Here is a 23961-nt window from a genome sequence, read left to right on the forward strand (position 1 = left end):
AAACAGGATTTAGTATTAGGTTGATTTTGCCAGGGCCAGCCAATGGAGGTTAAAGATTGCTTGATAGATGGGATTATGGACTTGCAGGCGGCCCCGGTCTTTGATCACTAACCCCGATAAAAGTAACTCTTTTTCTGGGGGGCTATCCTCGGCAATCACCTCTTTTTCCCTTAAAATCCGTTCATAGAGTCTCAGGAGCAACTGGGAGCGACGACTGTTGAGGAGCCGATCGCGAATAGTCCGCAGATGTTCTGGTTCATCCTGAGCCTCCCAATTGTCAATGATCTTCTTCTGTACTAAGTCCTCAATCCAGGAGGCCTCACTATTGGGGGGAATCGGCGAGGTGGCGGTGCGAATTAACTGACAGAGTTTTTGGGTCAGAAAAGGTTGACCGTTTGTCCAGGCAAAGACTTCTTTTAAGACAGTTTGCGGGTTACTGACTTTCTCGGCCAATCCGCGCAGTAAAGGCTGGGCTTCGTGTTCCTTAAAACCCTCCAATTGAATCGAATGACCGATATTAAAAGGAGTGATTTGGTGGTCAGTAATTAAATCGGAGGGGGTGACAACACCGAAGAAAGCGAAGGTCAAACGCCGATAGAGCGGGTTAAAACCGCGCTGGTTATAGCAGGAACGAATCAGGGCAAAAAAGTCATTAACCGCGAAATTTAAGCCTAAAACGCTATCGATTTCATCGATAAAAATCGTGATCGGTTTCGGGGGAGAACCTTCTACTATCCCTACTTCCAGCAATAACACCTCTTCGATAAATTCGCCCAAGCGCTGTACTGCCGAGACATCTTCCCGTTCTTGCCACCAAGCTTTGAGATTGACCCTTTTGAGCAGGCCAAAACGTCGTCCTAACTCGAAGGCTATCCCCTTGTACCATTGGTCGGAAGTAACGTTTTCGCTGCCGATGCGGGTTAAATCAATGGGAGCGCAACAGACCCCCTCGTGTTGGAGGTGGTCGATCATGCGTACCATTAAACTAGACTTACCCATTTGACGGGGATTGAGAACATAGCAAAAATCGCCGCGTTTGAGGGCTTTATAGAGATAACGGTCGGCGGCGCGGACCACGTAGGTGGGGGCATCCATGGGTAAACTGCCCCCCACTTGGTAGTCAAAGGTGCTAGATTCTTCGGTACTTCTGAGCAGTTCATTTTCAAACAGTAATTCTGCTTGGGTGGCCTTGAGAATTTCTAGGGTTTGGCTGAGTTCTAGGGTGCGCTCCTGCACTTTCTGTTCTAGGGTGCGGCTATACTCGGCTAATTCTTCGGTAAAGCGAATCCGTTCCGCTTCCGCCTGTTTTCGTTCGGTAATATCGGTAAAAGCGGCGATCGCATATATAATTTCTCCTTTTTCGTCAAAAACGGGCGTGGCATACACTTCTAGGGGAATAATCTTCTCTCCTTGGTGAATTTCTAGATCATCCACCGTGTTTTTTTCCCCCTTTAAAGCTCGGACAATCGGCTGGTCTTCGGTGGGATACAATCGATTGGTTCCAGCTTGATATAACTGATAGGTTTCCCCCAACTGATTAGCCGTGGTGATATTAACTATCCCTTTTCCCAAAATCTCTTGGGCGGTTTGATTGGCATAATAGGGTTGACTGCCAGCATCGAGGACGAATACCCCCACCGGCATGGCTTCTAAAAATTGCGCTAGTTGTCTCTGTTTGGCTTTGATTTCGGCGTAGAGTTTGGCGTTAGTAATTGCGATCGCCGCTTGGCTGGAGAGCAGTTGCAGCACTTCCAATCTTTCTTGGGTAAAAGCCCCAACGGTGAGATTATTTTCTAGATAGACAATTCCCCGCAGTTGTCCTTGGTCGAGGAGGGGGGAACAGAGCAGCGATTTGGTTTGATGGGTTTTAATATAGGGATCGTTGCTGAAACTGCCCTGATGGGCAGCATCGTCATTAAGCACGGTTTGACCGCTCCGGGCTACATAGTTAACAATTGAGACGGGAAGATGTTCTTCGATCGCATTAGATTTAAAGACTGTCACCCCATCTTGCTGCACTGAACCAGAGGCCTTGATCGATAGTTGTCCGCCGCTTTCTAGGATAAGATAGCCCAGCTGCGCCCCAGCATTTTCGATGAGAATTTTCATCAGGGTGGCAAGTAATTGATCTAAAACTATCTCGCTAGAAATGGCTTGGGATGCCTTCATAATCGTGGCTAAATCTAACAGATCTCCCGAATGACTAACTGAATTTTTTCTGGTGGTAGTTCTCCTAGTTTCGGTCGGGGAATTGGAACCATAATTATGGACTATTAACTGAGAATAGCGGCTTTCTATATCTTTGACTTTAGCTGTTGCTCCCCAAAGAGAATAGAGATAAGCAGCTTCATTGATGTAGGTTTTGGCAATTTTTACTTTACCCCAATCGAGATAGAATTTCGCCGCTAGTTCGTTAGCTAGTGCCTCTTCATTAATGTATTCATTTTCCTTGGCTTTAGCGATGGCTAGATCGTAGTTTTCTATGGCTTCTAGATAGGATTGCTGCACCCGATCCTTTTCCGCTTGCACTAGATAAAATTTATGGAGATAGTTAGGGGGTGCTTGATTAGCCCATTCCCACAGCTTTTTCTGATTATTCGTCACCCGTTCTAATACTTGCTGTTGTTGGTCATTGTCCAGATGATTATAAATAGCTAAATGGGCGAGGGAATCATAGAAATTATGCAGAGAAATCAAGAAAGTGGCGGTAGCTCCTCCTAGATAATTTTGGGCTTGATTAGCATTTTCAATGGCTTGTTTGTACTGTCCAAATAGATAACAAAGGTATAATTTATTGACAAATAAAGCACAGAGACCGTAAAGATCATTAGCCTCTAGATGGTACGGTAACATAAGAGTTTCTTGATAGTATTGTCCTTCTAAACGGCTGGGATTTTCCGAGCGCCCCAGCAGATTTAAAACTGTTTGTCCGTAGATTTTTAGATAGTTGCGGGGGTTTTCTTGTTTGAGCTTAACAAAAGCCAGATCATAGTTAGCTATTTCTCCAGCTAATTCTGTTAATTCTTGTCCGATAAAAGCGGAATGAAAACAGTAAAGATAGGCGCAGATCGTTCCGTAGTAGAGATCCCCCATTTCTAAACCGGTTTGATAGGAAGATTTTAACAAGGACAGGGAATTTTTAATCGGTTCTTTCCAGATACTAATAGTGGTGGAAAAGACGGCAATTATTTTCGGCATCAGGGCTTTGGCATGAAATTTATCGGCAATGTTTAAAGCCAATTTTCCAAATTGATAACCCGTTTCCCAATCTTCTAAAAGACCACAAAGAATTAAGCCATAATTAACATAAGTAAAAGCCGCTAGATAACTATTGCCGTACTCAATTGATAAGTTAACCTGTTTTGATACTAGGATGGGTAAAAGATGAGGAGCGGCAATAAAAACAGGAGAAAATATAGCACTTGCTATCTTCATTACTGCTAATTTTTCTTCTTCATTTATCTGCGGTAAATTAATTAAATCTTCGATATTTTTACCCGCTAATTTTTGTCGAGTTTTAGTGAGTTCTTCCTGGATAGCTGATGATTGTAAGGATTCAGGAATCTCGAAATCTAAGCTTTTGAGGACAGATAAGCCAATTTGTACCGCTTTTAGTTCTTGATTTTGGGAGTGATAAGCTTCGATGATTACTTCATAAACTTTGATTTTATCTAGGGTGGTTTTTGCCTGTTTTAATACGAGATTAGCCCAACACTGCATCTGCTCAAAATCCCCACTTAAATAGGCGATTTCTGTGGCTTCAGAATAAATATCTAAAGTCAGTTGATAGTTATTCTTCCAGCTTGCTTTTTTGAGAAGTTTTTGAGCGATTTTAATATATTTTAAGGCTCCAGTTTGGGCATTAGCCGCTTTGGCTTTTCGGGCTGCTAGTAAATTCAAGTTAGCCACTAACTCCCGTTCTTTTTCATCGCTAATTAGTTGATAACCAAGATTGAGATGATCGACTATTTTAAAAATCTTTTCCGATAATTCGTTGACAGAACTATGCTGCCAAAGTAGGCGACCAATTTTTAGATGAATTAAAGATTTTTGGCTGTCTTCAATGAGAGCGTAGGCCCCTTGTTGAATACGATCATGAGCAAATTTATATTCTTGAATCAGTAATTGTTCATCTAATTCTGAGAGGGGAATAATTAAACCAGCTTCGCTACTAGAAGTTAAAATTGGTAAAAGTTCTGGAGGTAATTTTTCAGAGATTACTGCCAGAATATTTAAATTAAATTCTGAGCCAAGACAAGCTGCTAAACTTAAAATTTCCTGGGTTTCGGGAGGTAATTTCTGCATTTTACCCATCATAAATTGAATCAGATTGTCGGTACTGCCAATCCTTTGAATTTGGCCGAGATGCCATTGCCAATAGCCCCTATTATTATCGGTTTTAGTGGTTGTTTGCTGCCCTGGTTGGAAAAATAGCAAATTTTCCCAGTAGATAGTTTTGAGAAATTCATTGACAAAAAAAGGATTCCCGTGGGTTTTTTGCCAGACTAAAGCGGACAAAGATTGCACATAATCAAGAGAATGATTTAAGGTGTCAGCAATTAACCGATTTACCTGTTCAAGACCCAGAGGTTTTAAAATAACTTGATTGATAATTATGCCCCCCTGCTCTAATTTATCGAGAGTAGCACTTAGGGGATGGGTGGAATTAATTTCGTTACTGCGATAGGAACCAATTAAAAATAAATAGTCCATATCGCCATCGAGCATAATTAATTCTATTAACTGGAGACTAGCCAAGTCTGCCCATTGCAAATCATCGAGAAAGATGACTAAGGGATGTTCTGGGGAACAAAAGACCCGAATAAAATTTTTAAAGACTAAATTAAAGCGATTTTGAGTAGCGATCGCTCCTAATTGTAACACCTCTGGTTGTGGACCGATAATTAATTCTAATTCGGGAATCACATCAATAATAACCTGTGCATTCGCCCCCAAAGACTTGAGGAGTTTTTGTCGCCATAGTTGCAGTTGTGGCTGACTTTCCCCCAAAAGTTGCTTGACGAGATGAGTCAAAGCGCTAATCACGGCAGCGTAGGGAATATCGCGCTGAAACTGGTCAAATTTACCGGAGATAAAAAAGCCGCGTTTTTCAGTAATTGGCTGATAAATTTCCCTAACTAGGGTGGTTTTACCCATGCCAGAATAACCCGTAACTAGCATCAGTTCGGTGTGAGAGGAGTTTTTAGCCGCCGTGGCTACCCGTTGAAAAGCAGTGAGAAGAGTGGCGATTTCTATCTCCCTACCGTAGAGTTTTTGGGGAATTTGGAACTGATTGGCTAGATCTTGCCTAGCGATGACAAAATCCTCAATTTTACCCGTTTTTTCTAGTTGTCTTAAACATTCTTCTAAATCTGCCCGAATACCGTAGGCACTTTGGTATCGTTCCTCCGGGGTTTTAGCCATCAGTTTCCTGATGATTGCTTCCACCACCGGGGGAATTTCCTCCCTGACGAGACTATTAATCTCCAAAGGTTGTTTAGCCAGATGACAGTGAACTAATTCCAAAGCATCTTTAGCCCGAAAAGGTAATTGTCCGGTGAGAAGTTCATAGAAGCTAACGCCCAAAGAATAAAAATCCGTGCGGTAATCGAGACTGCGATTCATCCGTCCGGTTTGTTCGGGAGAAATATAGGCTAAAGTCCCCTCCAGGACGTTGGGATTTTTTAGCCCGGGATTTTCCCGCCGCAGGACGCTGGCAATGCCAAAATCGATGATTTTAATCTGTCCGGTTTCGGGGTTAAGAACTATATTGGCAGGATTAATATCTTTGTGAATAACCTTGGCGTTGTGAATTTTCTCTAAATTAGCCACTATTCGGAGTGCAAGGCTTAAAAAGTCCCTTAAGGCTAGAGTTTTTTTGCCCTCTAGCCATTTTTTTAAGGATATACCGCCGAAATCTTCCAAAATAATCACGGGAGTTCTGCGGTAGGTTTCTAAACCATAGGCTTTAATCGCCTCCTCGAAGTTCAGGCCGCAGATGGTTTTATACTCCTGTTTGTAATGGGTTAGTTCTTGGGCGGTGGGATATTCTTGCTTGAGGATTTTGAGGATAACCGGTTGATTATCGGCGGTGCGAATGGCCCGATAGACTTCTGAGTTAACGCTTTCGTAAACCTGGGCAAGAATGTCGTATCCTTTGAGAACAATCATTTTTTTACTTGGCGATTGTAAACGGCTGCGGGTCTCCCCAAGAAAAATTCTACGGGAACCAAGACAAGACTTCGCAAGGCTGACAGAAATCGATTTACCTGTGAGACGGAAGGACGGGGAGAAGGGACCACCTGCTCGAAATACTCGGAATGCAAGGTCAAACCAAAGTGAACATCTTCCGGCAAACTCAGTTTAGCAATCGGTCCGTCCTTGAGATTGTCAGGGTTAAATAACCAAGCTTCTAATACTTTGGTCGGGGTTAAAACCGTCGTCAATAGATAGGCCCGTTCTTGGGGAATAAACTGAATGCTATCTAAAATATAGCCATCAGGACAAACATAAAAATCCAGTAGTTCCCGACCTAAATGTGATACATGAGTATCACTGGCATTTTTTTCTTGCCTAATCTGTTCAGTTAACTGATTCCAATCCTTATCGAAGGGAACCTTGGCTAATACCGAGGGCAAGTCATGACAGGGAAGTTCGGCATCGCTGAGGATGCGATTACTTTGGTCGCGACAATCCATATACTGACGACGACAAATTAATTCGCGCACATAACCGAGATAAATTTGATAAACGGCACTGTATCCCTGTTCCGATTCCCGGGGGTCGGCGGTGTAGAGACTGGTACAGAACCAACCCGGATGGATGAAAGCTTGTTCGCTCATCACCCTGGCATCTTCGATAACCACTTTGCGCAGCACTCCGACGTCAAAGGAAAACATCCAGGGAATGCCGTGGTATTCGGGAGGATAACCCTGACCGGTAAAATGTTGGATATCGTCTTTTTCGATCGCTTCGGTTAAACTAATAGTGGCATTTTGGATGGCCACAAGCTGAATTTGACCGTTGATACTATGGTAATGACAAAGGAAGTGATAACTGTCGCCATTGAAGGTAATTAATCGCGAGGGAACGGTGGTTTCTTCTTCCTTGAGATCTTGACGGTTAACCAGATAAATTTGAGTTTTTGGATAGGTTTCTTCAGGCTTAATTCTGATACCTAATAGTTTGGCTACTCCCATCTGAAAAGGCATATCGGGAATCATGATATAATCTTCGGTGACGATGACCGAATGGGGACTACCATCGAGGATAGTTCCCTGTAGTTTCCAGGGTTTAAGTTTTTTTTGTTGATCCCAAAGAACAATATACACCGATTTATCTAAATCTTTTAACATACCTCCCGATATAAGTTTTAGCTTTAATTCACAGGTGATAAATTCTTGGGTCTTTTTGTCGTAGAAGGGGTGAGCGGTATTTTCTAGGACTGGGAAAACAGACAAAGGCACGGAAACAATATGTTGGTCAAAATAACCAATCGGAGTGATAGTATCAAGGGAAACGGGGTCCACTTCCCAGTAACGTCCAGCATCGGCGGTGAGAATTAATCTGGTTTCTTCTAGTTGTTTATCTTCGGCAACTTTTTCTAGTTTAACCATAGCAGTATTCGCTATTTCCGAAGAACCTAAAATGCTGACCACTGCGGGAAAAGTTGCTTGACTAATATTAAATATCGGTAAAACTTTTCGCCAAAAACTATCCCAAGTTTTTAGTTTTTTACTGTGAACGTTAACTTGATTATTTTTGCCTTGCAAGTCCCATTTAATAATTACACCTTCGCCGGAGAACAAATGACGGTCATTTTTTCTATGAAAAGGACAGACGATAAAAACGTATCCCGACAGATTTTCCGGCCAATGTCCCTCGGTAACTGTGGCGACTGCTTTATATAAATTGTTCTCATCCGGTTGACCGAGTTGCGAGCGACTAAAATTACTAACGTTGACAGTATTTTGGACAGTATCTTTGATTGACATATTCATAAGTAGGGTTTGCGGCAAAAAGTTTGTTGGTGGGGTTAGGAGTCAGGAGATAGGAGCCGGTCGTCAGGAGATTATTTTATTTATTCCCCCCACACCCCACACCCGTTCGGCTGAGCTCACGGCCGAAGCCCACACCCTCACTGATAATTGATTACTGTTTACTGATAACTGATAGAGGATTTCACCTCTAAAAAATAGCGTCGATACAATTCATAGCCTGGTACTACTTTATCTCCCGATTGTTTGAGTAGCCCCATACTGCTGAGTTTGTAAGCGAGAATTGGGTCTAATTGTACTGGTTCCACGGCGCTCATCACCCGATCGAGGGCTTTTGCTAGTTCAGGCTGTTGTTCTAATACTGCCCAATGGCGCCGCAGGTGATGGGCATAGATCCCCGTGACGGAGGTGGCACCGGTTAATATTTGCGTCATGGTTATTTCCTCCCGACTGAGATAGTAGAGGGCGGTTTGCACCAAAGCTGGGTGTCCTCCCACTAACTCCATCAATTGTTGGACTTTTTCCTGATTTTCCCAGGTGAGTTGATAACGTTGGGCTAATTTTAATACCTCCTCCAGACTAAAATGACTTAGCTGTGCGGGGAATCCGACGTTAAAGGGGGATTGATTGAGCTGCAGGGGAACATAAATTTCTGTGGAATGGACGACGATAAGACGGAGTTTTTGCCAGATAGGTAGGGTTTTGGATTCTTCGTACCAAGAACGCAGCAGCGGTAAAAAATCCTTGGCCACTTGGGGATGTTCAAAAATCTGATTAAGTTCATCAAGAGCGAGAACAATGGGCGCGGTAATCGATTCCAGGAGATAGTCTTGAATGTAAACCGTACAGCTAATCTTGCTGCCTAAATCCTCATCCCAATACTCATCTAATTGCGGTTTTAACTGTAGTTGACGGGCGGCATTGGCACACAACCAGCGCAAAAATTGGTTTAAATCAGCCAAAATCGCCTGGTCCACCTGTTCTAAGTTCAAACTCACCGTGCGGTAGCCTTGCTGTTTAGCAAAATCGAGCATTCTCAAAAGTAGGGAGGTTTTGCCCATTTCTTTCGGGGCCTTTATCCGCACTAAAGCCCCCGGTTTCTTGATTTCCTGCCTTATCTGTTCTTCGAGGGGAAGACGTTCTAAATAAAATGGGGAACCAAGGGGAACAGCCCCATTAGGATAGGGGGGCAATGTGTCCAATTTTTCGCTCTTGGATGCAGAATTAACCGGAATTTTGTCTTGAGGGGGTGTTTTTAGCTCAAAATTCAGGGCGGCGATTTCTTGCCAGTCGAGGGATAATCGACGACAAATTTGTTCAAAAGTGGCTTGTTCTACCGGTTTACCGGTCAGGAAGTTGCTGACAGTAGCCAGACTAAATTCAGCTTCTTTCGCTAAGGAGCGTTGACTGCTAAAGCCCTGCTTTCTCACGGCTAATTTAACTTGATTGAGGCAGTGTTGTTGTACTCTTAGACGGCTCGATAGGGAATCTCTCATAAGAATTAGGGGTGTGGGGTGTGGGCTTCGGCCGTGAGCTCAGCCGAACGGGTGTGGGGAAGTGGGGGAATGGGGAAGTGGGGGAATTGAACTAAAACCCCAAAACCCCAACCCCCAACACCTAAAACCTGTCTCCTGTCTCCTGACTGACTTGAAAATGACAATGTGGTCACAAAACCACGGCAGTAGATGGCTGAAGTCAGGAAAAGGCGACAGCCCAACTCGGAAATATTCTAGACCAATTTAAGAGACAACCAGAACAGGCTCAAGAGTAACTTGATAACCAAGCTTCTCTAAACGTTTAACCAGACGTTTTTTCACAAATTTCTCGGTCAAACTGGGCAATCGTCTCGTCAATACTGTCAATCAGACTTAGTAACTGGGCGAGAATAAATTGCTGACCGGGACGCACCCGACCAGAGAGTGCTTCTACCAGCAAATCCTGTTTTTGCCGCAGTCTTCCTTAGGCTAAGGCGGCCATCACTATACTCCCAACACAGTTAAGGCTATTTGTGGGGAACAGTAGTCTGTCCTCTGGGGATGATGCCAAATCCCGTCATCATATTTCATTTTATTGCCAGCCGACACTCGACGAGCGATAACTAATTTTTGATAAGCTAAGAGACAGTAATTATAATTTCGTCGTCAATCCTATGATTTTGCCAGGTAGTACCGTTCGAGTCACCAATCCCGATGATACCTACTATAAATTTGAAGGTTTAGCCCAGCGTTTAAGCGATGGGAAAGTGGCCGTTCTTTTTGAGGGGGGCAACTGGGATAAGTTAGTCACCTTTAATCTCTCGGAATTAGAAGAACTAATTATTGCCCCAGCTAAAGGCAAAAAATAACCATGCGTCCACCCTTACCGCAATTGGCCACGGATAACCGCCATCCCGATCATATCGCCGAAGTTATCGAGACGACGACCACCGAGTTTTTAGCGCAATGTTTGGAACCGGAGGAGTTAAACTTCCCTTTTATGCCTGCTTTTGGTAGTTGGGTAAAAGCCTACGATGAAGAAACGGGTAATAAGATTTTTGGGATTGTCACCTTTGCCACCACTGCCCCGATCGATTCGGTACATCGCGCTAGAGCTTTGGGGTTATCTTTGGCTGAATTGCGGGAACAACAGCCGCAGATTTTCGCTATGTTAAAAACGGAATTTCGGGCAACTATTGTCGGTTTTGAAACCCTGTCAGGACAATTTAATGGTAATGGTGCTGGGCGAGGTTATATCTATCAATATATTCCTCCCCGCCCTCCACAAATTCATCAGGCAGTTTATCAATGTGAGTCGTTAGAAGTGGTTTATTTTAGTGAACAATTAGACTTTTTAAGAATTTTATTACAGGTCAAAAATACTCCCGTGGAAGCTTTGGCAGCCGCTTCTATCCGTCAGATGTATCAATTGCGTCAAGCCGATCGACAATGGTTAGTGAATGTGGGCAGACAGTTAAGTGTTTTACTTAAAGATGATTATGATCGCTTGCGTTATATTCTCAGTCAAATTCATATTAGTCCTTAGATGATTCGGCGTTGCTGATTTTAATTATGAATTGTCTTCTGAGCAATTCTTCAAACTCCAAACCAAGTTAACTTGTGGATACTTTGTACAATTAGCATTCATATCTGGATTGCTGCAAAACTGATAACTGATAAATGGACAACTCTTATTCTCAATTAACCGAAGACTTGCTGAAATTGGTGCAACATTTGCCCCACTTAAAAGATGGCAAATGGATTCAAAGATCTCTGGAAGCAATAGTCAGAATTGCCGAGGAGGAAATCGATCGCCTCGATTGGAAAATTTTAACCTATGCGATCGAAGATCTAGAAAAGGGATTTCAGGTATTTTACCCCTACCGTCACATTCGTAAACTGACCATTTTTGGCTCGGCACGCATCAAACCCGAGAGCAGTGAATACCGTCTCGCAGTAGAATTCGCACGTTGTATTAGTCAATACGGTTTTATGGTGTTAACCGGCGCTGGGGGTGGCATCATGCAGGCAGGGAATGAAGGCGCCGGCCGGGAAAATTCCTTCGGATTAAATATTCAGCTACCCTTTGAACAGGGGGCTAATCCTTATATCATAAATGATGCCAAATTAATCGATTTTAAATATTTCTTTACCAGAAAACTATTTTTTCTGCGGGAAAGTGACGCAGTAGCTTTATTCCCCGGTGGTTTCGGCACCCAAGATGAGGCCTTTGAGACGCTTACCCTCTGTCAAACCGGTAAATACGGACCTGCACCCCTAGTATTAATTGATGAGCCTGATGGGGATTACTGGCAAACTTGGCAAGAACAAATTAGTGAAAATCTGCAAAAAAGAGGACTGATATCCGCCGAAGATCGGAATTTTTATACTATTACCAACGATCTAGACCACGCTTGTCAAACAATTCGCCACTTCTATCGGGTGTATCACTCCAGCCGTTTTGTGGGAGAATCCTTTGTTATTCGTCTTAATCACGAACTAAGCGGGGAACAGATCGAACAAATTAACCAAAACTTCGGCGATATCGTAGTTAAGGGCAAAATCGAACCCAGTCAAATTCTAGAACGAGAGAATCGGGATTCCAGCCACCATTTACCCCGTCTAGTTTTTTACTTTAACGGCAAGAGTTACGGACGCTTGTATCAATTAATAGATCACATCAACGATTTAAGTCCTGTAGTGACCCTCGAAGAGCATCCCGAGAGAAAATAAACTCTAGGCCAGAGTTTCCGGACAGTATCCTAAACCCTTAGTAAATTGTTGCCGAAAAGCCTCTATATCTTGCTGATCCGGGGTACCATGGGACACGATCGCCACTTGGTAACGACGCATGACATCAATGGGGGATTGTCCTGTTTCCAAACTCCAAAAAACCATCTGGAGCCGCATTTCCGGTTGATAGGGAATCCCTAACTCATTCATGTAGGCGCGAAAATCCCCGTGTTGGCAAGGAGTAAGCATTTGATTAAACTTGACCTTGACCACCCAACCATTAATCTGATGGATAACCGTCATGACGGAGGAGGGTAGATGAGTCATCGATCGCAGGTATTCGGTGACTCGTAGCGTTAAACTAGCGTTAGCAAGAAAATAGAGATAGTCCATAGTGGCCGCTGGGATGTTGGCTAAAAGTCACGATTAGTGTTATATCTCTAGTCTGACGATAAACCGTTCCAGATACCAAGGGGAGAAATCCCCGATTTAGTGAAGTTCGCCTGGGTAGGATTACCCAACTTTTGCGAAGATCTTTATGATGATAACGACGATGATCCCTGACCAATCACTCTCCAGCTACGACTATCACCTTCCTCCGGAGTTAATTGCCCAAAATCCCGCAGAACCCCGAGACAGTTCCCGTCTTTTGGTAGTAGATTCTCCTAATAGTCATAATTTGGCTATTTTTCGGGATTTACCCACTTGCTTAGAGCCGGGGGATTTGCTGGTTTTCAACGACACTCGCGTGATTCCGGCCCGTTTATTTGGCCGTAAAACCACGGGCGCACCCATAGAAATATTACTATTGGAAGAACAGGATGACCATCGTTGGTTATCCCTAGTGAAACCAGGAAAACGCTTTAAAGTCGGTTCAGAAGTCCTTTTTTATCCGAAAACAGGGCGAACGGAAGACAAAGAAAAATTATGGTTAGCGAAAGTAATCGAGCGAGATCTGAACACCAGTGGTCGTCTGCTAGAATTTCAACGTCATCCCGGACGCAGTTTTTGGGATATGTTGGAGGAGTACGGTCATATTCCTTTCCCCCCCTACGTCACCGAATCGGAGGCGGAAGAAGACCGTTATCAAACAGTTTACGCTGATAAACAGGGTTCTGTGGCCGCTCCCACGGCTGGATTACATTTTACTCCCGAATTATTCCATAAGCTCGCCCAGAAGGGTATAGATACCGCCTATATCACTCTTCATGTGGGAGTGGGAACCTTTCGTCCCGTGGAGGTAGAAAATATTACAGAACACCTAATGCACCAAGAATTTTTGCAGATTTCCGCCGAAACTGCCGAAAAAATCGCCCAAACAAAGGCTAGAGGTGGCCGGGTTATCGCCGTGGGGACCACGGTAGCTCGCGCCTTGGAAGGGGCAATTAAAGAAAGTAAGAGCGAGAAATTAACCGCTTTTCAGGGAAAAACAAATTTATTTGTCTATCCGGGTTATCAATGGCGGGTTATCGACGGCATGATCACTAATTTTCACCTACCCAAGTCCAGTTTGATGATGTTAGTCAGTGCCTTAGTCGGACGGGAAAGACTACTGGCATTGTATCAAGCAGCTATCCAAGAGCGTTTCCGTTTCTATTCCTTCGGTGACGCTATGTTAATCCTACCCAGCGCTTGCAGCAGTAATCGGTAAGTAGTTGGACAAAATTACATTTATACCCTAGAAAGAAGGAGGGCTAGAATTGCGGAAAGGGCAACAGGAAAGGGGAAAAATATGTATAAGCGGCCCGCGCATCTAAATTGGTCTAGGTCGATTATCGAACCACCTCTAGCCTGTTGTCTATCCTAACCAAGAAATGAAAAGAAAAGACATTAAAATCGGTCGCCGCTATTCTAGCAAACCCCTGCAAATATTTTTAATTATTGCCTTTATCGCTGGCACTCCCTTTGCTATTTTTTATCTTATTGCCTTGGCTTATCTCTGGCAAGGAGATCAACTTTTGGCCGCGGGGGAGAAGGAATCGGCTCTGTCTGCCTACCGAACAGTTTTATCTTTTCACGAAAATTCAGTCCAAGCCCATATAAAAATCGCTCAGGTCTTACAAAGTCAAAAACGCTATTCTGAAGCCTTACAAGCATATAATCGTGGCTTTATAGTTAACGATAAACCACCGATGGAACCCTCCCAAAGTAATTATTTAGTCGCTTTGGGAGATATCTTCGCCCAAGAGGAAAAATGGTCAGAGGCGATCGATGCCTACCAAAAAGCAATTATCATTAAACCAACTTTTAAAGCGCAATTTCAGCTAGGAAAAGCCCTCTATAGTTTACAACGTTGGGATGAGGCGGCGAAAGCTCTGCAAGCAGCGGTTTTTCTCGATCCTAGTCAGGGAAAAGCCTATTTTTATCTGGGAAAGGCCTACAGTGAACAGCAACTCTGGCAAGAGGCCAGTTATGCCTATGAGCAAGCTCTAGAATTGACACCTAGTCAGGGTGAAATCTACAAACAATTAGGAGAAGTACTAGGAAAACAGGGAAAATGGCAGCAAGCAGAGCAAATATATCGACAGGCTTTAGTTTACGCCCCTAAAGATGGGGATATTTATAATTATTTAGGTAAAGCTTTAGCGGAACAGGGAAAACTAGGGGAAGCGATGGCAGTTTTTCAACAGGCACGCCAAATTAGCCCCAAAAATGCCAATATTTACGAGAATCTCTGTTATACCTATATCAATAGCGGTCAGATCGATGAGGGTCTAAATTGGTGTCGGCAGGCCGTAGAAATTGATCCCAATTTATCAGAAGTTAGATTTATTTTACAGGAAATCCAACGGGGAAGATTAATTCACGACAATCCCGAATTATTAAAAATGCCAGAGATAATTCCCAGTGTTAAGAGTGATCCTCTGGTGAATTTAAAACGCTCAATTGTTAAAATTATCGTGCGCGGCAAAAATAACAATGGTATCGGCACGGGTTGGTTATTAAAACGAGATCAAGATAGAGCTTGGATCGTGACTAATCGCCATGTGGTCACGAATTCCCGTCAAGAAGTCGATGCAGGGGCCCGCATTTTTGTGGAGTATTATAGCCAACCACCCCAGGGAAAAATACGCAAGCGTTCAAAAGCTAAAATTCTCCACACTACCCCCCCTGACGACTGGCTCGATTTAGCAGTATTAGAGGTAAAAAATCCCCCCCCAGACTTAAAACCTTTAGCTTTAGCACCGCTACCAATTGCCCCTAATCAACCAGTAATCTCGATCGGTAATCCTTTTAATCAAAAAGATTGGACTGTCAGCAAAGGCACTGTTAATGATAATAACGAAAAATCCTTAAGTTTGTCCATGTTTGTCGTTTCTGGACAGTCGGGAAGTCCAGTTTTAAACGATAAAAATCAAGTGGTGGGAGTGATTTCGAAAGCGAGTTTATTTTGTGATAATCTCTCTACTCCCAAACCCCTAGAAAATGCCGTTAGATTGGGCTGCGGTTTCGCAATTCCCATTGACATAGTGCGAGAAAGGTTAAGGGAGTGGGAATTATGAATTGGGAAGTGGGGAAGTGGGGAGTGGGGAACTTTTTCAGTTATCAGTGAACAGTAATCAGTAATCAGCTTCTGAAGGCAAGAGGCAAAAGAAAGAATCTGGCAATTCTCCTACCTAACAAGAAGGTTATAAACTAAGTACATCAAAGCTTTTAGCTTAACAAATTAGGTTTTAGTTTCGGCCTTTGTTATTAGTTATCAGTGGATAGTGCTCCTAAATCCGGTTATTAAAAACTGATTATTTATTCCCCTTTGCATGAGTGCCTCTTGCATGACTGCCTCTCCGCATAACTAGCTTGTACTCAACGGATTTAGTATGATTTATCACTGTTTACTGTTTACTAAGTAGCTGGTTATAATTAAATTAAAAATGGATTTTAGGTTCGATCCCCCCTTAGTCCTAGGGTTGATTCATAGTAGGGTTGATTCATGAATCAACCCTACCCTTAGTCCCCCCTTGATAACGTTGGTGTCTGATAATTTTTAACGCCTACCTACTTATTTACTGTTTACTGGTTACTGATAACTGTTTACTGGTCACTGATAACTGATAACTGATCACTGATAACTGATAACTGCTATGCTACTCTAGGCAGAAAACCATTCGATCGAGAACACCGTGGCCAATCAAGAAGCAACTTCCCCCGCTATTCGTACCCCCTTATACGAGCTAATTGCCCAACAAACCAGCAAATTTACCCCTTTTGCGGGTTGGGAGATGCCGATACAGTTTAGCGGCCTAAAAATCGAACACAATGCTGTCCGCAACGGTGTGGGGATGTTTGACATTTCCCACATGGGCAAATTTATCTTAACTGGCGATAATCTGGTTCAATCTCTCCAAACCCTAGTTCCCTCTAATTTAGCCCGTTTAAGGGCAGGAAAAGCACAATATAGCGTTTTACTTAACCCGGACGGTGGCATAATCGATGATATTATCTTTTACTACCAAAGCGAAAGCCAAGGCGTATTAATTGTTAATGCCTCAACTACCGATAAAGATCGAGAATGGATTTTAGGCAATTTAGAGGGATCGGGGGTCAAATTAAAGGATTTATCCCGAGAAAGGGTCTTAATCGCCCTGCAAGGACCCAAGTCGGCGACAATTTTACAGCCCTTGATCGGGGAAAAATTAAGCGATTTTGGGCTATTTAATCACTGGGAAAGCCAGCTTTTCGGGGAAAAAGTTTTTATCGCTAGGACCGGTTACACGGGAGAAGATGGTTTTGAAATTATGGCCCCCCCTGAAATCGGGCAGCAACTTTGGACAGAATTCTTAAATTTAGGGGTGACTCCCTGCGGTTTGGGGGCCAGGGATACCCTGCGTTTAGAGGCAGCTTTAGCCCTTTATGGACAGGATATCGACGATAGCACGAGTCCTCTAGAGGCTGGCTTAAATTGGTTGGTTCATCTGCCAGAAAAAGGCGATTTTATCGGTCGCAATGTCCTTGAAGACCAAAAACTTAATGGTGTGAATCGGCACTTGGTGGGATTGCAGATGTCCGGCAAACATATCGCCCGTCAAGATTATCCGGTAGTATTCGCTGGGGAAGTGGTGGGTAAAGTCACCAGTGGCACTTTATCACCAACTTTAAACACAGCGATCGCTTTAGCCTATCTTCCCACACCTTTCGCCTCGATCGGACAGGCGATCGAAGTGGAAATCCGTGGCACCACCTACCCCGCTACCGTCGTTAAAAAACCCTTTTACAAAAGTAAAAAGTAAAAAGGTGATGGGGTTAGGTGGCTTTTCAGTGAACAGTAATCAGTAATCAGTGAAGAGAAAACGGCAACTGCTAGATAACACTGTCCACTTAAAACTCAAATCTGATAACTGATGACTGATAACTGATAACTGAAAATGCAATCCCTAGACTTTACCACCCTCAGTGCCACTTGTGCCGAAATTGCCGCCACTTGGCTGCCGGCGAGACTAGAACAAGTGTATCAAATTGATCGCCAAACGATCGCCCTCCATTTACGAACCTTCGATCGCAAGGGATGGTTAATTATTTCTTGGCATCCCCAAGGGGCGCGGCTGCATATTGGGGATCCACCGCCGAAAGTCCCTGATACCTTCACTTTCAGCGATCAATTGCGTCATCAACTCAATGGTTTTGCGCTGACAAAATTAGCATTTGTTGCCCCGTGGGAAAGAGTCATCGATCTACAATTTGCCAAACGTCCCGATGATCCGGCTCTGTGGCATTTGTATATAGAAATTATCGGCAAATATAGCAATGTTATTTTAACTGCGGCTGACAATCAAATTGTCACCGTTGCCCATCAAGTCAATGCTACCCAGTCTAGTGTTCGCACCGTACAAACGGGACAAATCTATCAACTACCCCCCGTTTTATTGGCAACAAATCCCAGTTTAGAAGAATCCTTGAGCAGTTGGCAAGCTAGGGTTAGTTTAATCCCTAAAACTATCGAAAAACAGTTAGTTAGTACCTATCGTGGTGTTAGTCCGGTCATCGCTCGATCGCTGTTGCAAAAAGCCAAGATTAACCCGAAATTAAACACGGATCAGTTAGATAATACTGATTGGGAAAAGCTCTTTTCAGCTTGGCAAGAATGGTTAAAAATGCTCGAAAATAAAACCTTTCAACCGGGATGGACAAGAGAAGGTTATACAGTTATCGGTGGGGAGATACTGGCAGCGGCTAAAAATGTCCAAGAATTATTAAACCGTTATTATAGCGACCAAATTAATCAAGAAAGCTTTCGACAACTACAGCAAAAATTAAGCCAAAAAGTCATCTCTTTACTGACTAAACTGCAAACTAAAGCGGCGGGATTTCAAACAAGACTAGCAGAATCTGCTCATGCTGATCGCTATAAAGAGCAAGGGGATTTATTAATGGCCAATCTGCAGCAAATACAGCAGGGTATGACTAGCATTACTTTGGCAGATTTCCAGACAGGAAACCCTGTAATTATTCCTCTTGATCCCGAAAGAAATCCCGTACAGAATGCCCAATATTTTTATAAACAACATCAGAAATTAAAAAGAGCGCGGTTAGCGGTGGAACCTTTATTAGAGGAAGTGGTCAGTGAAATTAATTATCTCGAACAAGTGCGATCGAGTTTAAGTCAACTAGAGAATTATAGCAGCGGCGAAGATTTAGAGGCATTAGACGAGATACAAGAAGAATTAATCCAACAGAAGTATCTAGAAAGCAATTACCAGCGTAATCGGACGAATAACAAAGAATCCGAACCCATGCGCTTTACTACTCCCTCTGGAATAGAATTATGGATCGGCAGAAATAACCGTCAAAATGATCGGCTAACTTTTCGTAGCGCCAGCGATTACGATATCTGGTTTCATAGTCAAGAAATCGCTGGTAGTCACGTTTTACTCCGTTTAACTCCCGGTACAGTTCCAGAAGCCGCCGATCTGCAATTTGCCGCCGATTACGCCGCTTATTATAGCCGCGCTCGCCATAGTGAACAGGTTCCCGTCGTCTATACCCGTCCCAAATACGTCTATAAACCCAAGGGCGCAAAGCCAGGTATGGTGGTTTACAAACAGGAAACGGTAATCTGGGGCTGTCCTCAGAGGGTTGAGGATTACCGCAAAAAATAATTTTTTACCAAATTGTTTACTTTTTTTTACACAAAATGGGTATTGTCTGTTACAATTTTTACTAGAGAGACAAATGCAGTTCAGGCGCTTGGGAACGCAAGAACTATATTTCCTCGGATTACAACAACAAACAACAGCAAACCAGTGGTAGCAGCCGATAGTCGGGGGAAAAACAGAAAAAACCGACTATTTAGGTGATATTAAAGCGACCACTGGTATTTTATCTTGACCTAACCAGTTCTGTAACTCCGTGATCTTCCCCGTCTCACATTTTGTAGTCGTGCAAAATTAATTTCCATCCCGTTCACAATCATCTTAGGGGTTGGCAAGGGAGGAAGTCTAACCTAGAAATTATCGAAGTGATCGATAATTGGGTTATACCATTTCTCTAAATGAAAACTACACATCGAATTTAAGTCACCCTTTTTAAGGGGGATTTAGGGGGATTAAACTTCTGTAGTCAGACTTTGGAGAATTGGTATTAGTCCTCTTTTGGGGATTCGCTTCCAGTTATCCCCAGAAGATTGTCAGATTTATCAACCGAATGGCGAGGGATTTTTGACTTTTGTAGAGTTAGGAAAGAAACTCAAGCAAGTGCAAAAACGGGCAGAAACTGCTGAATAACGAGGGCAAATGCTAGAGGCAAAATTGCGAGCCTTGGGGGTAGAATTAGATTAAATTAACCTAGTTTCTGGAGCGGACAAGGCAGCTTTTTCGTCAAGCACAAAGACACAAAGTTATACTACAGCTTTTCTCTCACCATTAAGATAACTGCTATAATGTATTCGCTAACTCTAAGTGGTCGAACAAAATTAAAGTTAACCGTGAGGCAAGGGAATAGATCAGAGGCAATAGTCAAGGCTCTCAGCTTTATTAATGTTTCTTAATACAAACGTATTTGTTGAGAGGGTTTCCGAGCAAATATGAAGTGTAAACTGATTAGGCATCGTCCGTAATTCCTGATGCTGACTGGGGATAACTGCCATGGGTTCTACTACTTAGAAAAAAATTATCAAGTTTGTATTGATCACTCAAGGAGAAATTTTTATGGAAATATCTCGCCCTAATCAAGTAGAGTTAACCGCAGAAGAACAACAGGAACTAGAAAAGTTGCGGGCTATTATCGAACAGGCTAGTGTTGATGGCGTGATCACTCAAGGGGAAAGGGAAAGAATCGCCCTAGCTATGAGGTCTGATGGTAAAGTAACCCTGGAAGAATTAGAGTTAGTCAGAACTTTAATTACCGAAAAAGTGAGCAAAGGGGAATTAGATCTTGATTATCTTTAAACTCTGAAAAATCAGATCAAAAAAAGACGGGGTGAAAACCCCGTCCTATTTGTTAAGAATTATGACAAATCTTTGACTTGTGATACTAATTGTGCTACCACATCTTGAGCGCTACCGAAGAGCATAAAGGTTTTGGGATTGTAGAATAATTCGTTTTCTACCCCGGCAAAACCCGATCGCATACTGCGCTTAATCACGATCGTGTGCTGTGCCTTATCCACGTCGAGAATCGGCATTCCATAAATCGGACTAGCTTTATCGTGACGGGCAGCGGGGTTAACCACATCATTCGCCCCAATAATTAACGCCACATCGACGCGCTCAAACTCAGGATTAATATCATCCATATCGTAGAGCTGCGGATAGGGAACATTAGCTTCGGCCAGTAGTACATTCATGTGTCCGGGCATTCTTCCCGCCACGGGGTGAATAGCATATTTAACCTCAACGCCATTTTTTTCCAACTGTTCAGCCAATTCTCGCACTGCGTGTTGTGCTTGGGCCACTGCCATGCCGTAACCTGGTACAATCACCACAGAACGCGCATAACCGAGCATCATAGCCCCTTCTTCTGAATCAATAGCATGAACCGATTTATCAAGGCTAGAAGTGGCGCTCGCTTCGCCTCCGGCACTAGCACCTGTACCAAATGCCCCAAATAGTACACTAGCCAGGGATCTATTCATGGCTTTACACATGATCTGAGTCAGGATAATCCCCGACGCACCCACCAAAGCACCGGCGATGATCAGCATACTATTCATCAGGATAAAACCGACCACGCTGGCGGCAAGTCCCGAAAAAGAGTTTAAGAGGGAGATAACCACGGGCATATCGCCGCCGCCGATGGGAAGCACGAATAAAGCCCCGAAAATTAAGGAAAGTGCCACCAAGGTCAGGAAAACATCGATCGAGGTGGGATCAAAAAAGAGATAGACACTACCCCCTAAAAAGGTGAGTAGCAAGAGAATGTTAAAGGGCTGTTGGAAAGGAAAAGTTACGGGTGCGCCACTGATTAATTCCTGTAATTTGGCAAAAGCGAGGACACTACCGGTAAAAGTGACACCGCCGATCAATATACCCAAAATAGCGATCAGTATCGAGTCAAAGGCAATATTTTCACCACTTTGCAGTAAACGCCAGTATTCGCCCATGGCAATTAAAGCACTGGCAGCACCGCCTAAACCGTTAAAAATCGCCACCATTTGGGGCATAGCTGTCATCGGGACTTTTTGCGCCGAAACCAAGCCGATAATTGAGCCAATCACCAACGCCACGGCGATTAAACCATAGCTGAGGATTTCTTGATTGATTAAGGTGGCAATAATGGCGATTAGCATCCCGATCGCAGCCAGAAAATTGCCTTGACGGGCGGTAGCGGGGGAAGATAATTGTTTAAGACCGATGATAAATAAAATGGCGGCAAGTAGATAGGATAACTCGATCCCTGTGATAAGGGCATTATTCATGATTTAGCCTCTTTTTTCTTGAACATTTGCAGCATTCGATCGGTAACGACAAAACCACCGACCACGTTAACCATCGCCAAAATAACGGCAATTAACCCTAAAATTACGGTTAATTCGTGCCAATCCGTGCCTCCGGCGATGAGGAGCGCACCAACAACGGCGATACCTGAAATTGCATTCGCTCCCGACATCAGGGGTGTATGGAGAGTGGGAGGAACTTTATTGATCACCTCGAAACCGACAAAGGAAGCGAGGACAAATACCACTAAAGCGGTTAAAAGTTGGGCAGTCATTGGTTAAAGAAATAGGGGATAGGGTGTGGGGTGTGGGGTGTGGGGTGTGGGCTTCGGCCGTGAGCTCAGCCGAACGGGTGTGGGGTGTGGGGTGTGGGGTGTGGGGAGAACAAAGCTGCGCCTTCTGCCTTTTGCCTTCTGCCTTCTGCCTTTTGCCTTTTGCCTTTTGCCTCCTGAATCCTGATAGCTAAAAAGCGGATAACTGTTCACTGAGGGCGGATTTAATGCGTTGGTTGCGGATTTCGCCGGCGTGGGTGACACAGGCACTATCAATGATGTCATCGGCAAAATCGAGGTTTAAACTGCCGTCTTTGCTGACTAGAAGTTGTAGCAGCATTTGCAGGTTTTTGGCGTACATCTGGCTGGCATTGGTGGCCACTGTGGCAGGAAGATTAACGGCTCCGACGATTTTTACCCCATTTTCGATGATTTCTCGTCCCGGTTGGGTGTAGGCGCAATTTCCGCCCTGTTCCGCCGCTAAATCAACGATTACCGACCCCGGTTTCATGGTGGCGATCATTTCTTTGGTGACTAGCAGCGGAGCCTGTTTCCCCGGTACTTGGGCCGTGGTGATCACCACATCAGCCCGCTTAATTGGTTCGGTTAGGGCTTGACAAATGCGCTCCTGTGTGCTAAGAGAAACCTCTTTGGCGTAACCGTTATCGGCGACGGTATCTTCTTCTAGGGGCATTTCAATAAATTTCGCCCCGACACTCTGCACTTCTTCTTTGACTTGCGGACGAATATCAAAAGCCTCCACCACTGCCCCCAAACGGCGGGCGGTAGCGCAAGCTTGCAATCCGGCAACTCCTGCCCCCAATACCAGCACTTTGGCAGGGGCGATCGTCCCGGCGGCGGTAGTCATCATCGGGAACATTTTCGGCAGCTCAACGGCGGCGAGGAGTACCGCTTTGTAACCGGCGAGGTTAGCCTGAGAGGAGAGGGCATCCATACTCTGGGCGCGACTACTGCGGGGAATTAATTCCATGCTCAAAGCTGTAATCCCGCGCTCGGCTAATTTGGCAATGCGCCGGGGTTGCCGCAGGGGATCGAGAAAGCCGATGAGGATACCACCATTTTTCAGGCGATCGATCTCGCTATCGCTAGGAGGGACGACTTTGAGAATAATATCAGCAGTTTCATAGATATATTCGCTGTTTTCGCTCAGGGCGGCTCCCACGGCACTATAGGCACTATCGGCAAAGTTAGCGCTAATTCCCGCCCCATTTTGGACAATTACCTCAAATCCCGCCTTGACTAAACGGGCGACGGTATCCGGCACTAGCGCCACCCGCGCCTCGCCTTGGTCACTTTCTTTGATTACGCCGATTTTCATGGCTGGGTTTCTCCTTAATAAGTCCTTCTCTTGTCTTATGCTGTTGGGGTAAGGGTTTCGTTAAATGCGATCGATCCCTTGGGATAATTTCGAGTCAAAATTGCTTTTCACTTCCATCCTAGCTATCCTCACCTTTCTGGCTCTTTTTCGGGCTGAATCTTAGGATTATCTTCAGAATTAAAGGGTTTTGAGTGGCATTGTTTGGGAATTTTTTTTACAATGATGAGGTACGAAGTTTTCGTTCTGGGGAACGCCGAAATGGTTAACATTAGACAGT

At 44.0% G+C, this 23961-nt stretch carries 16 protein-coding genes; 8 read left to right on the forward strand and 8 right to left on the reverse strand.

Features of this window, described 5'->3' with window-relative positions; translation table 11 throughout:
- Positions 1-15: 15 nt before the first annotated feature.
- The 4 genes from ACOCD9_RS01990 to ACOCD9_RS02005 all read right to left on the reverse strand — a co-directional run bounded on the left by ACOCD9_RS01990 (position 16) and on the right by ACOCD9_RS02005 (position 9932).
- Entirely contained in the window at positions 16-6171 is a 6156-nt protein-coding gene (locus ACOCD9_RS01990) for an AAA family ATPase (protein WP_419546237.1), read from the reverse strand.
- Complete coding sequence (locus ACOCD9_RS01995; protein ID WP_419546238.1) at positions 6168-8000, reverse strand: carotenoid oxygenase family protein; 1833 nt, start codon at positions 7998-8000, stop codon at positions 6168-6170. The genes ACOCD9_RS01990 and ACOCD9_RS01995 overlap by 4 nt, the downstream gene beginning before the upstream one ends.
- A 158-nt stretch (positions 8001-8158) precedes the next feature.
- Positions 8159-9493 carry an AAA-like domain-containing protein gene (locus ACOCD9_RS02000; RefSeq protein ID WP_287700406.1) on the reverse strand — a complete coding sequence of 445 codons (1335 nt, stop codon included), beginning with the start codon at positions 9491-9493 and terminating at the stop codon, positions 8159-8161.
- A gap of 301 nt (positions 9494-9794) precedes the next feature.
- The gene (locus tag ACOCD9_RS02005; protein ID WP_287700408.1) at positions 9795-9932 is read right to left on the reverse strand and encodes a hypothetical protein; all 138 of its coding nucleotides are present in this window, start codon (positions 9930-9932) and stop codon (positions 9795-9797) included.
- Positions 9933-10146: 214 nt separating this feature from the next.
- Here ACOCD9_RS02005 and ACOCD9_RS02010 point away from each other — a divergent pair, with 214 nt between their 5' ends.
- The 3 genes from ACOCD9_RS02010 to ACOCD9_RS02020 all read left to right on the forward strand — a co-directional run bounded on the left by ACOCD9_RS02010 (position 10147) and on the right by ACOCD9_RS02020 (position 12205).
- Entirely contained in the window at positions 10147-10341 is a 195-nt protein-coding gene (locus tag ACOCD9_RS02010; protein ID WP_002732940.1) for an NAD(P)H dehydrogenase subunit NdhS, read from the forward strand.
- A gap of 2 nt (positions 10342-10343) precedes the next feature.
- Positions 10344-11018 (forward strand): HAS-barrel domain-containing protein, encoded by a 675-nt coding sequence (locus ACOCD9_RS02015; protein ID WP_123230290.1) that lies wholly within the window; start codon positions 10344-10346, stop codon positions 11016-11018.
- A 134-nt stretch (positions 11019-11152) separates the two neighbouring features.
- Complete coding sequence (locus ACOCD9_RS02020) at positions 11153-12205, forward strand: LOG family protein (protein ID WP_287700410.1); 1053 nt, start codon at positions 11153-11155, stop codon at positions 12203-12205.
- A 3-nt stretch (positions 12206-12208) separates the two neighbouring features.
- On the opposite strand, the gene ACOCD9_RS02025 is transcribed toward ACOCD9_RS02020, so the two are convergent.
- Positions 12209-12598, reverse strand: a complete 390-nt coding sequence (locus tag ACOCD9_RS02025) for a hypothetical protein (RefSeq protein ID WP_002733765.1) — start codon at positions 12596-12598, stop codon at positions 12209-12211.
- 160 nt (positions 12599-12758) lie between these two features.
- Between ACOCD9_RS02025 and queA the strand changes: the two genes are divergently transcribed.
- The 5 genes from queA (at position 12759) to ACOCD9_RS02050 (ending at position 20586) form a co-directional block, all read left to right on the forward strand.
- A complete protein-coding gene (queA, locus tag ACOCD9_RS02030; protein WP_419546256.1) occupies positions 12759-13856 on the forward strand; it encodes a tRNA preQ1(34) S-adenosylmethionine ribosyltransferase-isomerase QueA in 1098 nt (365 codons plus the stop codon).
- Positions 13857-14019: 163 nt separating this feature from the next.
- The gene (locus tag ACOCD9_RS02035) at positions 14020-15708 is read left to right on the forward strand and encodes a tetratricopeptide repeat protein (RefSeq protein ID WP_419546239.1); all 1689 of its coding nucleotides are present in this window, start codon (positions 14020-14022) and stop codon (positions 15706-15708) included.
- A 618-nt stretch (positions 15709-16326) separates the two neighbouring features.
- A complete protein-coding gene (gene gcvT / locus ACOCD9_RS02040) occupies positions 16327-17433 on the forward strand; it encodes a glycine cleavage system aminomethyltransferase GcvT (RefSeq protein WP_419546240.1) in 1107 nt (368 codons plus the stop codon).
- Between the two features lie 135 nt (positions 17434-17568).
- Positions 17569-19299, forward strand: coding sequence for an Rqc2 family fibronectin-binding protein (locus tag ACOCD9_RS02045; protein ID WP_419546241.1), 1731 nt, complete (start codon positions 17569-17571; stop codon positions 19297-19299).
- Between the two features lie 1047 nt (positions 19300-20346).
- On the forward strand, positions 20347-20586 hold the full coding sequence (locus ACOCD9_RS02050) for a hypothetical protein (RefSeq protein ID WP_287700418.1): 240 nt from the start codon (positions 20347-20349) through the stop codon (positions 20584-20586).
- Between the two features lie 59 nt (positions 20587-20645).
- Here ACOCD9_RS02050 and ACOCD9_RS02055 read toward each other — a convergent pair whose 3' ends face one another.
- From ACOCD9_RS02055 to ACOCD9_RS02065, 3 genes are all read right to left on the reverse strand, one after another.
- Positions 20646-22055 carry an NAD(P)(+) transhydrogenase (Re/Si-specific) subunit beta gene (locus tag ACOCD9_RS02055; protein WP_002801273.1) on the reverse strand — a complete coding sequence of 470 codons (1410 nt, stop codon included), beginning with the start codon at positions 22053-22055 and terminating at the stop codon, positions 20646-20648.
- A complete protein-coding gene (locus ACOCD9_RS02060; protein ID WP_002733247.1) occupies positions 22052-22348 on the reverse strand; it encodes an NAD(P) transhydrogenase subunit alpha in 297 nt (98 codons plus the stop codon). Before ACOCD9_RS02060 ends, ACOCD9_RS02055 begins: the two co-directional genes overlap by 4 nt.
- Positions 22349-22535: 187 nt before the next feature.
- A complete protein-coding gene (locus ACOCD9_RS02065; protein WP_287700420.1) occupies positions 22536-23684 on the reverse strand; it encodes a Re/Si-specific NAD(P)(+) transhydrogenase subunit alpha in 1149 nt (382 codons plus the stop codon).
- Between the last annotated feature and the right edge of the window lie 277 nt (positions 23685-23961).

Source organism: Microcystis sp., assembly GCF_048564745.1.
GTDB lineage: Bacteria > Cyanobacteriota > Cyanobacteriia > Cyanobacteriales > Microcystaceae > Microcystis > Microcystis ichthyoblabe_A.

Excerpts from the sequence above, each read along its gene's own strand:
- ACOCD9_RS01990 (WP_419546237.1), bottom strand. The coding sequence starts at position 6,171 with ATGATTGTTCTCAAAGGATACGACATTCTTGCCCAGGTTTACGAAAGC.
- ACOCD9_RS01995 (WP_419546238.1), bottom strand. The coding sequence starts at position 8,000 with ATGAATATGTCAATCAAAGATACTGTCCAAAATACTGTCAACGTTAGT.
- ACOCD9_RS02000 (WP_287700406.1), bottom strand. The coding sequence starts at position 9,493 with ATGAGAGATTCCCTATCGAGCCGTCTAAGAGTACAACAACACTGCCTC.
- ACOCD9_RS02010 (WP_002732940.1), top strand. The coding sequence starts at position 10,147 with ATGATTTTGCCAGGTAGTACCGTTCGAGTCACCAATCCCGATGATACC.
- ACOCD9_RS02015 (WP_123230290.1), top strand. The coding sequence starts at position 10,344 with ATGCGTCCACCCTTACCGCAATTGGCCACGGATAACCGCCATCCCGAT.
- ACOCD9_RS02020 (WP_287700410.1), top strand. The coding sequence starts at position 11,153 with ATGGACAACTCTTATTCTCAATTAACCGAAGACTTGCTGAAATTGGTG.
- ACOCD9_RS02025 (WP_002733765.1), bottom strand. The coding sequence starts at position 12,598 with ATGGACTATCTCTATTTTCTTGCTAACGCTAGTTTAACGCTACGAGTC.
- queA (WP_419546256.1), top strand. The coding sequence starts at position 12,759 with ATGATCCCTGACCAATCACTCTCCAGCTACGACTATCACCTTCCTCCG.
- ACOCD9_RS02035 (WP_419546239.1), top strand. The coding sequence starts at position 14,020 with ATGAAAAGAAAAGACATTAAAATCGGTCGCCGCTATTCTAGCAAACCC.
- ACOCD9_RS02045 (WP_419546241.1), top strand. The coding sequence starts at position 17,569 with ATGCAATCCCTAGACTTTACCACCCTCAGTGCCACTTGTGCCGAAATT.
- ACOCD9_RS02050 (WP_287700418.1), top strand. The coding sequence starts at position 20,347 with ATGGAAATATCTCGCCCTAATCAAGTAGAGTTAACCGCAGAAGAACAA.
- ACOCD9_RS02055 (WP_002801273.1), bottom strand. The coding sequence starts at position 22,055 with ATGAATAATGCCCTTATCACAGGGATCGAGTTATCCTATCTACTTGCC.
- ACOCD9_RS02060 (WP_002733247.1), bottom strand. The coding sequence starts at position 22,348 with ATGACTGCCCAACTTTTAACCGCTTTAGTGGTATTTGTCCTCGCTTCC.
- ACOCD9_RS02065 (WP_287700420.1), bottom strand. The coding sequence starts at position 23,684 with ATGAAAATCGGCGTAATCAAAGAAAGTGACCAAGGCGAGGCGCGGGTG.